The following is an 11,939-nucleotide window of genomic DNA, read 5'->3' as shown; positions in this document are numbered from 1 at the left end:
GTGAGTACCCCATGACGTCCAGCTTCGATCCCCATCATGTCCGCCGCGCCTTCTCGCGCGCCGCCAGCAGTTACGACGCCGCCGCGGCGCTGCAGCGCGAGGTGGAAAAGCGCCTGCTCGAATCGCTGGATTACCTGGAAAGCCGCCAGCCGCAGGTGGTGCTCGATGTCGGCAGCGGCACCGGCCATGCCAGCGCGCTCATGAAGAAGCGCTGGCCGAAGGCACAGGTGATCGCGCTGGACCTGGCCCAGCCGATGCTGCGCGAGGCGAAGAAGCAGGCCGGCTGGTGGAAGCCGTTCTCGCGGGTGTGCGGCGATGCGCAGGCGTTGCCGGTGCTGGACCAGAGCGTGGATGTGATCTTCAGCAACCTGTGCCTGCAGTGGGTGGAGGATCTGCCGGCGGTGTTCGCCGGGTTCCGCCGCGCGCTCAAGCCCGGGGGCCTGCTGCTGGTCTCCACGTTCGGGCCGGAGACCCTGATCGAACTGCGCGATGCGTTCGCCGCCGCCGACGACGTACCGCACGTCAGTCGCTTCGCACCGATCGCACAGTTCGGCGATGCGCTGATGATGTCCGGCTTCCGCGATCCGGTCCTGGACCGCGACCTGTTCACCCTGACCTACGACGACCTGACCGCGCTGATGCGCGAACTGCAGGCGATCGGCGCCACCAACGCGCGCCAGGACCGCCGCCACACGCTGACCGGGCGCGGGCGCTTCGATGCCGCGCGCGCAGCCTACGAGCCGCTGCGGCGCGAAGACGGCAAGCTGCCCAGCAGCTGGGAAGTGATCTACGCACACGCGTGGGCGCCGGAAGGCGGCGCGCCGATCCGCGAGCGGGGGCACGATGTCGCCACGGTGCCGATCTCGGCGATTCCGATCCGCCGCAAAACGCCCTGAGCCGACCACGCTGATCGCGTAGAGCCGACCGTTGGTCGGTTGGACCGCCGAGCCACCATGCGTCCAGCCGACCAACGGTCGGCGCTACGACGGGAACAGATCGCGATGGAAGAAGTAGATTTCCTGCGCCAGGAACCGCCAGCTGGTGTGGAAGCTGCGGAAGCGCGTGCTCGGCGTGGACGAGGCCAGCGCATCGATGCCCAGCTCGCGGCACAGGCGCAGCGCGCGGGCCATGTGCAGCGGGTCGCTGACGATGATCACGCGGTGCAGCTTGCGCTGATCCATCAAGCGCCGCGCCTCGATCAGGTTCTGTCGCGTGGTGCGTGAAGCGGTCTCGATCAGGATCGCATCGTCGGGGACGCCCTGCTTGAGCGCGTAGCGGCGCGCCACCTGTGATTCGGAAAAGCGTGCGCCGGTGCCGCCGTAGCCGCCGGTGAAGATCAGCAGCGGCGCATAGCCCTGCTGGTACAGGTCCAGCCCGTGCCGGATGCGCTCTTCGAACACCGGCGACGGCTTGGCGTCATAGGCCGCGGCGCCGAGCACGATGATCGCATCGGCCTTCTGCGCCTGATCGCGCTCGCCGATCCAGACGATCCACGCGGTGACCCCAAGCAGCCACACCGCCAGCACGATGCACAGCCGCCACAGCCACCCGAACAACCCCACCCGCGTGCGCCGGCTCATGCCGCGCCCCACGGCAGGGCATCCAGATCGACATTGCCACCGGACAGCACCACGCCGACCCGTTTGCCGGCAAAGCGCGCCGGTTCGGCGAGGATCGCCGCCAGGGCGATGGCCGAGGATGGCTCCACCACCTGCTTGAGCACCTGCCAGATCTGCCGCATTGCGGCCACGGTGGCCGCATCGGCGACGGTGATGACCTGCGCCGCGCCCTGCAGCAGGGCGAAGTTGGGCGCGCCGAGCGTCCCGCGCAGGCCATCGCAGACGGTGTCGGGGGTGAAGTCGATGCGGCGCTCGCCAGCCGCCAGCGAGCGTGCGGTATCGGCCGCGCCCAGCGGTTCGGCCAGCACCAGCCCGGTCGCCGGGGCGACCGCCTGCAGGGCCAGCCGCGTGCCCGAGGCCAGGCCACCGCCGCCCACCGGCACCACCATCATGTCCAGGCCCTCGCTGGCGTGCAGCAGCTCCAGCGCAGCCGTGCCCTGGCCGGCAATGACCTGGGGGTCGGTATACGGATGCACCAGGGTCGCCCCGGTTTCGGCCTGGACCTGGGCGCACATCGCTTCGCGCGCGGCGATCGAGGCATCGCAGCGCCACAGCGTGGCCCCGTGACGGCCGATGTTGGCCAGCTTGGCGGCCACCGCGCCGTCGGGCACGACCACGTGGCAGGCGATGCCGCGGGTGCGGGCGGCCAGCGCCAAGGCCGCGCCATGATTGCCGGAGGAGTGGGTGACCACCCCGCGCCGCGCCTGCGCCTCCTCCAGCGCCCAGACGGCATTGCAGGCACCGCGGAACTTGAACGCCCCGCTGCGCTGCAGATGCTCGGCCTTGAAGAACACGGTGGCGCCGGTCATCGCATCCAGCGTGCGCGAGCGCAGTACCGGCGTCACGCAGGCGTGCACGGCAATGCGCGCCGCCGCCGCCAGCACGTCGTCAACACAGGGCAAGGGTGAATCGCTCATGACGCAAGATTAACGTATGCCCCACGTCCACACCCGCCTGGATGAACGTGTCAGCATGGCAACCATTCATTCGGATCGGGCCGAGTTAAGGGCCGATTCAACGCCCTGGGCGGAAGCTGGCCCTACAGCCCTTTGGGGGGACCCCATCATGAAAATGCGCCTTGTTCTTGCCGGTGGCCTGTTATTGGCCCTGTCCGGCTGCGCGACGTACGACTATGTCGGCGGTGGCGGCGGCGGCAATGGCTACTACCACGGCGCACCTTCGGTCGAGTATCGCTACCCGGCCGGGTATCCCTACGGATACGGCAGCGGCTACTACGGGGGTGGCTACTACGGTTACGGCGGTGGGTATGGCGGTGGCTACGGCTATCCGGTGTATCGCCCGTACCCGAACTATCGCCCGCCGCACAATCATCGGCCGCCGCCGCGCCCCGGCAACGGCAACGGCAACCCCACCCGTCCGCCGGATCGCCCGCGTCCGAACAACGGCGGCTCGCCGTGGCGGAACATGGATTCGGTCGGTGGCCCGCGCCGCCCGCAGCAGCGGCAACAGCAGCGCCCGTCGTCGCCGCCCCAGGCACGCCCGGCCCAGGCACCGCGTCCGTCTGCGCCCAGGATGAACGGTTCCCCGTGGCGGAATCTCAACAATGCGAACCAACGCACAGTTGAGCCTTGAGATGGCTTGATTTTCACGCGCCCGGCAGTTCACTCTAGCCGGGCGGTGACAGTCACGGTCACAAAGTGCCAAAAGCGACAAGTGGCGTCACATTCGGCTCTATGTCGATATCCGCCAGGAACATCTGGATCCCCCCTGTTCCGGCCCTGTCGGATGTCGGCACCTACAACGCAGAAGGCCCCGCCAATGGCGGGGCCTTTTGTATCTGGCGCCCATGAAACCGGCGCGGGCCGGCAAAAAAACAGGGCCGGCAGTCCCCCGACTACCGGCCCCTCTGCTTCCCCACGATGCGCTTGGACCGGCCCCTGTTCCAATTCCGGTCCGTTACGCACAAGGCGCATGCCATCCTGGGTGCTATTGGGTTATCTGCAGAAAACGTGCCAACTTGAGGGTGGATGTCATGGCCCCCGACGAATGGCGCTAAAATCGCCACCCGCGCCCTGCCTCCAGGGCTGATCCGGGCTGCCCGGCCCCGTCCCGAGTTCCTCCGCCATGACTGACACCTTCTACCGCTACGACGTGATCGTCATCGGCGGCGGCCACGCCGGCACCGAGGCCGCGCTGGCGGCCGCGCGCAGCGGTGCGCGCACCCTGCTGCTGACCCACAACGTGGAAACGATCGGCGCGATGAGCTGCAACCCGGCCATCGGCGGGATCGGCAAGGGCCACCTGGTCAAGGAAATCGACGCCCTGGGTGGCGCGATGGCGCATGCCGCCGACCGCGCCGGTATCCAGTGGCGCACGCTCAATGCCTCCAAAGGCCCGGCCGTGCGCGCCACGCGCTGCCAGGCCGACCGCAATCTGTACCGGATGGCGATCCGCCAGATCGTCGAAGCCCAGTCCAACCTGACGGTCTTCCAGGCGGCGGTCGATGACCTGATCATCGAAGGCGATGCCGTGCGCGGTGCGATCACCCAGACCGGGCTGCGCTTCAGCGCGGCCGCGGTGGTGCTTACCGCCGGCACCTTCCTGGCGGGCAAGATCCACGTCGGTGAAACCCAGTACGCCGCCGGTCGCATGGGCGACCCGCCGGCAACCACGCTGGCCGCGCGCCTGCGCGAGCGCCCGTTCGTGATCGACCGCCTCAAGACCGGCACGCCGCCACGGATCGACGGCCGTTCGCTGGATTACACCGTGATGGAAGAACAGCCCGGCGACGATCCGCGCCCGGTGATGTCCTTCCTCGGCAGCGTGGACGAGCACCCGGCGCAGGTGAGCTGCTGGATCACCCACACCAGCGAGCGCACCCACGAGATCATCCGCAACGCCCTGCACCGCTCGCCGCTGTACAGCGGCCAGATCGAAGGCATCGGCCCGCGCTACTGCCCCTCCATCGAGGACAAGGTGGTGCGTTTCGCCGAAAAGGCCAGTCACCAGATCTTCGTCGAGCCGGAAGGGCTGGATGTGGTCGAAATCTACCCCAACGGCATCTCCACCTCGCTGCCCTTCGATGTGCAGCTGGAACTGGTGCGCAGCATGCGTGGCTTCGAGAACGCGCACATCACCCGCCCCGGCTACGCGATCGAATACGACTTCTTCGATCCGCGCGGGCTGAAGAACACGTTGGAGACCAAGACCGTCAGCGGCCTGTTCTTCGCGGGCCAGATCAACGGCACCACCGGCTATGAAGAAGCCGCCGCGCAGGGCCTGCTGGCCGGGCTCAACGCCGCGCGCTTCACCCGTGACGACGCCGGCTGGTGCCCGCGCCGCGATGAGGCCTACCTGGGCGTGCTGGTCGACGATCTGATCACCCACGGCACCAACGAGCCGTATCGCATGTTCACCAGCCGCGCCGAGTACCGGCTGCAGCTGCGCGAGGACAACGCCGATGTGCGCCTGACCGGCCTCGGCCGCGAGCTGGGCCTGGTCGACGACCGCCGCTGGGCCGCCTTCCAGACCAAGCAGGACGCCGTGACGCAGGAAACCGCACGGCTGCGTGCGCTGTGGGCCACGCCGGGCAATGCGCTGGGCCGCGAAGTGGAGGCCACGCTGGGCGTGGCGGTCAGCCGCGAAACCAATGTGCTGGATCTGATCAAGCGCCCGGAACTGGACTACGCCACGCTCATGCAGGTGCCCTCGCTTGGCCCGGCCGTGGCCGATGCCAAGGTCGCCGAGCAGGTCGAGATCGGGGTGAAGTACGCCGGCTACCTGGACCGCCAGCGCGACGAGATCGAACGCCAGCAGCGCCACGAGAACACCGCGATCGCGGCCGATTTCGATTACGCCGGCGTGCGCGGCCTCTCGGCGGAAGTGCAGCAGAAACTCGAACGCGTGCGGCCGCAGACCCTCGGCCAGGCCCAGCGCATCCCCGGCATGACCCCGGCGGCGATCTCGCTGCTGCTGGTGCATCTGGAGCGCGCGCGCCGCACCCGCGCCGCGTAACACAGCACCCACCGCCGGTAGAGCCGACCGTTGGTGTACGGGTATCGGCGGGTGGCGGGCGCCCCCGCGCTATCATCGGGGGCCGGGACAACGCTGCAGGCGGCGTCCCAGCCCCTGCGTTGCCGGAGTTTGCGCATGTCCCCGATCCGCCCCTTCCTCGACAAACTGCCCGTGCTCGGCGAGCGCGTCTACATCGATCCGGCCTGCACGATCATCGGCGATGTGGTGCTGGGCGATGACGTCTCGGTGTGGCCGGGTACGGTGATCCGCGGCGATGTGAACCACGTGCGGATCGGTGCGCGCAGCAACATCCAGGACGGCACCATCATCCACGTCAGCCACCACAGCCCGTTCAACAAGGGCGGCTACCCGACGATCATCGGTGAGGGCGTCACGGTCGGCCACGGCACCATCATCCATGCCTGCACGATCGGCGATTACTGCCTGATCGGCATGGGCGCCTGCATCCTGGACGGCGCGACGGTGAGCACCCATGGCTTCCTCGGCGCCGGCGCGGTGCTCGGCCCGGGCAAGGTGGTCGGCGAAGGCGAACTGTGGCTGGGCAACCCGGCACGGCTGGCGCGCACGCTCAGCGACAAGGAGATCGAGTCGCTGCATTACTCGGCCGATCACTACGTGCGCCTGAAGGACCAGTACCGGGGTTGATTGCGGTAAAGTCCTCAGCCGACCAGGAAGCAGTCGAGAACCGCATGCCCCCGCTGGCAGACCGGAGAGGAATCCGGCGTCCCCCGTGGCCTTCCGTACGATCCACCGTGAAGCGCCGCCGATGAGCGCACCCATGCTGGATACCTACCGGGAGGTCATCACCCCTGAAGGCGTGCCCCTGCACCTGCCGGTCGCCGGGCCGTTGCCGCGTGCGCTGGCGTGGGCGATCGACTTCGTGATCCGGGTCGGCGCATTGATGATGCTGAGCATTCCGCTGGCCTTCCTCGGCGGGTTCGGCCAAGGGCTCTACCTCGGCCTGATGTTCCTGCTGATGTGGGCCTACACCATCGTCCAGGAAGCCTGCTGGGGCCGCACGCTGGGCAAGCGCGCGATGGGCCTGCGCGTGGTCGCGCGCGATGGTGGACCGATCGGCTGGATGAGCGCGATCACCCGCAACCTGCTACGCACCGTGGACATGCTGCCGTTCGGCTACGCGCTGGGACTGCTGTCGAGTCTGTTCGATGCGCATGGCCGCCGCCTTGGCGATCTGGTCGCCGGCACCGTGGTGATCCACCAGGGCGCAGCGCCGCTGGGGGGTACCGTGCCGGTCGGCAGCGTGCTGCCCCCGCCGCAGCCCCTGCAGCCGGCCGAACAGGCTGCCGTGGTCGCCTTCGCCGAACGCGCGCCGCGGCTATCGGCCCCGCGCCAGCAGGAGCTGGCCGACGTCGCGTCGCCACTCACCGGCAGCCACGGCCAGCTCGGCGTGCTGCGCCTGTATGCGATGGCCAACTGGCTGCTGGGGCGGCGATGAGACAGGAGCAGTTCGTCGCCCGCTACCAGGCCGAATGGCAGGCGCTGGAGGAGTGGCTGGCCCAGCGCGGTGAGCGCCCGCGGCAGGCGCGCCGGCAGCCGGTCCACGAGGGCCTGGACGATGGTGATTTCCCGCAACGCTACCGCCGCCTGTGCCAACAGCTGGCACTGGCGCGTCGGCGCGGTTACAGCCCGCAGCTGGTGGCACGCCTGCAGCAGTTGATGCAGCAGGGCCACACGTTGCTCTACCGCACCCCGCGTCCGCAGTGGCAGCGAGCACTCGCCTTCCTGTTCGCCGATTTCCCGCAGCTGGTGCGCAGCCAGGCGCGCAGCATGTGGGTAGCCGCAGCGTTGTTCGTGGTGCCGCTGGTGGGCAGCTTCGCGCTGATCCTGTGGCGCCCCGAGCTGATCCATCTGCTGATGGACAACGCGCGCATCGCCGAATTCGAACGCATGTACGACCCGGCCTCGCCGAACCTGGGCCGCGACAGCGGCACCAACTGGACGATGTTCGGCTACTACATCATGAACAACATCAGCATCGGCCTGCGCACGTTCGCCTTCGGGCTGATCGCCGGCGTCGGCACGGTGTTGGTGATGCTGTTCAACGGCGTCGGCATCGGATCGGTCGCCGGCCATCTGCAGCACGTCGGCCACGGCGATCCGTTCTGGCGCTTCGTGGCGGGCCACGGCGCGTTCGAACTGACCGCGATCGTGATCGCCGGCGGCGCTGGATTGCAGCTGGGCATGAAACTGCTCGCGCCCGGCCGCCGGCGTCGCATCGATGCGCTGGTCGAGGGCGGTGTGATCGGGGCCAAGCTGTGCGTTGGGGTCGCGGCGATGTTGCTGATCGCCGCCTTCATCGAAGCGTTCTGGTCCTCTATCGCGGCGATTCCGGCCTGGGGCAAATACAGCGTGGCGGCCGTGCTGTGGACCGCGGTGTTGGTGTGGTTGTGGCGCGGCGGACGCGGAGGGGCCGATGCAGATTGACCGGCTCAACATCGTCCTTCGCGCACGCTCCGGCTGGGAAGCCATGGAGCTGGGCATGGCCCTGGTGCGTCGGCATGCCGCGGCGATCTGGGCGCCGTGGGTCGTCGTGTCGCTGCCGTTGTTCGTGTTGCTCAACGCGCTGGCCTGGTGGACCGACAGTTTCGGCTGGGCCTGGTTGGCGATGTGGTGGCTCAAGCCGTTGTTCGAGCGCATCGCGTTGTATGTGATCTCGCGCGGGGTGTTCGGCGATGCATCCACCACCCCGCAGACATTGCGCGCGCAGCGCACGTGGGGCTGGGAGGGCTTCTGGGGCTATCTGGGCTGGCGGCGCCTGAGTCCGCTGCGCTCGGTGCTGCTGCCGGTGAATCTGCTGGAGGGCACCGACGCCGCGCATCGTCGCCAACGTCGGCGCGCCATCGCCGGTGGCGCGATGGGCCATGCCGTACTGCTGACGCTGGTGTGCATGGTCTTCGAGATCGTGCTGGTGGTCGGCGGCATCGCCGCGGTGTTCCTGTTCATCCCGGTGGACCTGTTGTCCGAGTCCTGGCGCGCGGCGTGGGAACTGGCCAAGCAGGACATGCCGGCGTGGATGCAGCTGGGCGTGAACCTGCTGTTCTGGTTGGCCGCCACACTGATCGGGCCGTTCTATGTCGGTGCCGGCTTCGGCCTGTATCTGGACCGGCGTACGCAGATGGAAGCATGGGACCTGGAGATCGCCTTCCGGCGCCTGCATGCACGGTTGCAGCGCGCTGCGCCACTGCTGGTGCTGGCCCTTGTGCTGGTCTGGCCGGGCGCGGCACTGCACGCCCAACAGGCACCGGCGCAGTCGAACACCAAGGGTGCGTTGCCGACGCCGGCCGATGACGCTCCGTCGCCTGCGCAGGACGCCGATACGGCTTCGGACGCGGACGCGGTCGCGGATGCCGACGGTGGCGACGACGATGACGCCGATGACCCGCCGCGTACGTACGACAATGATCCGGACAACACGCCCCCGGTCATCTTTGGCGCTGAAGCGGTGGATACGGCTGGCTTCCGCCAGGCCGTGCAGCGCGCGTATGAAGACCCGCTGCAGAGTCCGACCCGTGAGGTCACCGAGTGGACGCGCATCGAGCGCGATGCAACCGAGGCGGAGAAGGCGAAACGTGAGGCCGCGGCCAAGGCCAATGGCCAACGCGGCAGCAAGGGGCCGCTGTTGCCGGCCCGGATCGCCGAATGGACGCTGTGGGCGGTGGTCGGGGTCCTGGTGTTGCTGCTGCTGGCCACCGCACCGCGCTGGCTGCCGTGGCTGCGCGGCTCCGGCCAGCGCCGCCGGGCAAAGGCGGCGGCCGTGGTGGAAGAGCCGATCCGGGTACCGGACGTGGCGCCGCCCGATCCCGCCGCGCGTGCGCGTGCCCTGTGGCAGGAGGGCCGCCCACGCCAGGCGCTGGCGCTGCTGTACCGCGCGAGTGTGGAGTCGATGAGCGAACGGGCGCAGATCAACCTGCCCCCGGGTGCGACCGAGGCCCAATGCCTGCGGGCCTCGCGACGGATGCCGGCCGAGGCCGACCGCAGCCTGTTCGCGCGCATCGTGCGGGTCTGGCAGTACGCGGCCTATGCCGGCCGACTGCCTAGCGATGATGACTTCGATGCGCTGGCGACGATTCTGCAGGCCCAGTTCGGGTGGCGCGCGTGAGCGCCCGCCTGCGCTGGCTGCTGGTCGGCCTGGGCCTGCTGGTGATCGGCGTACCGCTGGCGATCCTGTTCCTGCGCACCCACGAGCGGGTGACGCACACAGAGCACCTGCCGCCACAGGGCGAAGCCAGCTACAACCCGCTGTACGTCCTCGGCCAGGCGCTGCGTGCGGACGGGCTGACCGTGCAGTCGCGGCCACGCCTGGACCTGACCCGGATGCCGCTGGCGCCGGGCGATACCCTGGTGCTGCTGCAGGACAGCGCGGAAGTGCCCGCACCTGCCGTAGCAACGCTGATGGCCTGGGTGAAGCGTGGTGGGCACCTGATCGTGCGCACGCCACCGGTGGGCAAGGACACCGCCCGCAATGGCCCGCTGCTGGACGCGCTCGGCGTGGACAGCGCGGACCGCGGAAGTGATTGCCAGCAGTTCCACGTGCGCGATGACCCGCAGCATGTGGAGTTCTGCACTGGCCGCCGCTTCGCGGTGGAGCCACCCGCGGGCATGGGGCTCGAGCGCGAGTGGGGCAACGCGGCCAATCGGGTCTTCGCCCGCCTGCGCCACGGCCAGGGGCGCATCGATGTGCTGGCCGACATGGCCTTCATGCAGGGCAAGGGCCGGCCCAACCCGACCGTTCCGCCAAACGCTGCCAACGCCCTCGTTGATGGCCTGCACGACAAAGCCCACCGCGATCTCACCCGCTACGTGCTGGCGCCCAACTACGGCAAGGGCACGATGTGGCTGGTCTACGCTTCGCGCCCGCCGTCGTTGTGGAACCGCGTGTTCTACCTCGGCTGGCCGGTGTGGGCGCCGTTGCTGCTGGCCCTGCTCGGCTGGCTCTGGCAGCGCACCCAGCGCCTGGGCAGTGAACTGCCCTCGCCTGCCGCGGAACGCCGCTCGCTGCTCGAACACATCCGCGCCAGCGGCGACCACCTGTTGCGCTTTGGCAAGGCACCGCTGTTGTATGACGCGGTCCGCCGCGCGTTCCTGGCGCGTCTGCGGCGGCGTTCGCCGAGTGCAGCCGCACTGACCGGCGAGGCCCGGGTACAGGCCGTCGCCACCTTGCTGCAGTGGTCGCACGAGCGCGTGCAGACCGCCTTGACCCCACCCGCTTCCCACGACGTCGCCGGCCTGCGCGACCGCATCCGCCTGCTGATCCAGATGAGAAACCTGCTATGACCGAGCCGACGCTTCCGCCGCCGTTGTCCCCGCCTGCCGTGACGCCATCCCCATCGCCGTTGTCCGAGCGCGTCGATGCCGTGCGCGAGGCCGTGGGCCGCGCCTTCATCGGCCAGCCCGAGGTGCTCGACCAGATCCTGATCGCGCTGCTGGCCGGCGGCCACGTGCTGATCGAAGGCGTGCCCGGGCTGGGCAAGACCCTGCTGGTGCGCGCCCTCGCCCAGGCGTTGGAGCTGGACTATGGCCGCGTGCAGTTCACCCCGGACCTGATGCCCAGCGATGTCAGCGGCCATGCGGTGTACGACCCGAAGACCGAGAGCTTCAAGATCCGTCGCGGCCCGGTGTTCACCAACCTGCTGCTCGCCGATGAAATCAATCGGGCCCCGGCCAAGACCCAGTCGGCCCTGCTGGAAGTGATGCAGGAAGGCCAGGTCACCATCGAAGGCAAGGCGTTCGCGCTGTCCCCGCCCTTCCTGACCCTGGCCACGCAGAACCCGGTCGAGCAGGAAGGCACCTACCCGCTGCCCGAAGCACAGCTGGACCGCTTCCTGCTCAAGGTGCTGATCGATTACCCGACGCTGGACGACGAGAAGCGCATGGTCGATGCGATCACCACCGGCCGCAGCGCGGCCGACTTCGATCTCTCGCAGGTGCCACGCGTGCTGAGCGGGGCCGAGGTGGTCGCGCTGCAGCAGGCGACCGCGGCGATCACGGTCGATCCGGAAGTGATCGACTACGCGGTGCGGATCGTGGCTGCCACCCGGCAGTGGCCGGGTATCGCCCTCGGCGCCGGGCCGCGCGGCAGCATCGCGCTGGTGCGTGCGGCGCGTGCGCAGGCGGTGCTGTCCGGCCGTGATTTCGTCACCCCCGATGACGTACGCGACATCGCCAAGCCGGCGTTGCGCCACCGCATCGCCTTGGCACCGGAACTGCAGATCGAAGGGCAAAGCGCCGACGATGCCTTGACCGCGCTGCTGGCCAAGGTGGACGCACCGCGCAAATGAGGGCGCGCGTCCTCCATCGCGAGCG

11 protein-coding genes are annotated in these 11,939 nt (G+C 69.1%); 9 read left to right on the top strand and 2 right to left on the bottom strand.

Features of this window, described 5'->3' with window-relative positions; translation table 11 throughout:
- Nucleotides 1-11 precede the first annotated feature (11 nt).
- Entirely contained in the window at nucleotides 12-896 is an 885-nt protein-coding gene (gene bioC / locus ABE483_RS10620; RefSeq protein WP_313209360.1) for a malonyl-ACP O-methyltransferase BioC, read from the top strand.
- 84 nt (nucleotides 897-980) lie between these two features.
- On the opposite strand, the gene ABE483_RS10615 is transcribed toward bioC, so the two are convergent.
- Both ABE483_RS10615 and ABE483_RS10610 read right to left on the bottom strand, forming a co-directional pair.
- A complete protein-coding gene (locus ABE483_RS10615; RefSeq protein ID WP_313209362.1) occupies nucleotides 981-1,592 on the bottom strand; it encodes a YdcF family protein in 612 nt (203 codons plus the stop codon).
- The gene (locus ABE483_RS10610) at nucleotides 1,577-2,536 is read right to left on the bottom strand and encodes a pyridoxal-phosphate dependent enzyme (RefSeq protein WP_346465710.1); all 960 of its coding nucleotides are present in this window, start codon (nucleotides 2,534-2,536) and stop codon (nucleotides 1,577-1,579) included. Before ABE483_RS10610 ends, ABE483_RS10615 begins: the two co-directional genes overlap by 16 nt.
- Nucleotides 2,537-2,684: 148 nt before the next feature.
- Here ABE483_RS10610 and ABE483_RS10605 point away from each other — a divergent pair, with 148 nt between their 5' ends.
- The 8 genes from ABE483_RS10605 (at nucleotide 2,685) to ABE483_RS10570 (ending at nucleotide 11,914) form a co-directional block, all read left to right on the top strand.
- Nucleotides 2,685-3,212, top strand: a complete 528-nt coding sequence (locus tag ABE483_RS10605; RefSeq protein WP_346481646.1) for a hypothetical protein — start codon at nucleotides 2,685-2,687, stop codon at nucleotides 3,210-3,212.
- 492 nt (nucleotides 3,213-3,704) lie between these two features.
- The gene (gene mnmG / locus ABE483_RS10600; RefSeq protein WP_346481645.1) at nucleotides 3,705-5,594 is read left to right on the top strand and encodes a tRNA uridine-5-carboxymethylaminomethyl(34) synthesis enzyme MnmG; all 1,890 of its coding nucleotides are present in this window, start codon (nucleotides 3,705-3,707) and stop codon (nucleotides 5,592-5,594) included.
- A 135-nt stretch (nucleotides 5,595-5,729) separates the two neighbouring features.
- Nucleotides 5,730-6,260, top strand: coding sequence for a gamma carbonic anhydrase family protein (locus ABE483_RS10595; RefSeq protein WP_313209370.1), 531 nt, complete (start codon nucleotides 5,730-5,732; stop codon nucleotides 6,258-6,260).
- A gap of 121 nt (nucleotides 6,261-6,381) precedes the next feature.
- Nucleotides 6,382-7,071, top strand: coding sequence for an RDD family protein (locus tag ABE483_RS10590; RefSeq protein WP_313219366.1), 690 nt, complete (start codon nucleotides 6,382-6,384; stop codon nucleotides 7,069-7,071).
- Nucleotides 7,068-8,060 carry a stage II sporulation protein M gene (locus ABE483_RS10585; RefSeq protein WP_313209374.1) on the top strand — a complete coding sequence of 331 codons (993 nt, stop codon included), beginning with the start codon at nucleotides 7,068-7,070 and terminating at the stop codon, nucleotides 8,058-8,060. The genes ABE483_RS10590 and ABE483_RS10585 overlap by 4 nt, the downstream gene beginning before the upstream one ends.
- On the top strand, nucleotides 8,050-9,735 hold the full coding sequence (locus tag ABE483_RS10580; protein ID WP_346481644.1) for a DUF4129 domain-containing protein: 1,686 nt from the start codon (nucleotides 8,050-8,052) through the stop codon (nucleotides 9,733-9,735). The genes ABE483_RS10585 and ABE483_RS10580 overlap by 11 nt, the downstream gene beginning before the upstream one ends.
- The gene (locus ABE483_RS10575) at nucleotides 9,732-10,910 is read left to right on the top strand and encodes a DUF4350 domain-containing protein (protein ID WP_346481643.1); all 1,179 of its coding nucleotides are present in this window, start codon (nucleotides 9,732-9,734) and stop codon (nucleotides 10,908-10,910) included. The genes ABE483_RS10580 and ABE483_RS10575 overlap by 4 nt, the downstream gene beginning before the upstream one ends.
- On the top strand, nucleotides 10,907-11,914 hold the full coding sequence (locus ABE483_RS10570; RefSeq protein ID WP_346463380.1) for a MoxR family ATPase: 1,008 nt from the start codon (nucleotides 10,907-10,909) through the stop codon (nucleotides 11,912-11,914). The genes ABE483_RS10575 and ABE483_RS10570 overlap by 4 nt, the downstream gene beginning before the upstream one ends.
- Nucleotides 11,915-11,939 lie beyond the last annotated feature (25 nt).

Source organism: Stenotrophomonas sp. TWI602, assembly GCF_039674045.1.
Taxonomy (GTDB): Bacteria; Pseudomonadota; Gammaproteobacteria; order Xanthomonadales; family Xanthomonadaceae; genus Stenotrophomonas.
The sequence above is the reverse complement of the archived record's forward strand: the minus strand, read 5'-3'. Positions and strand labels throughout refer to the sequence as shown.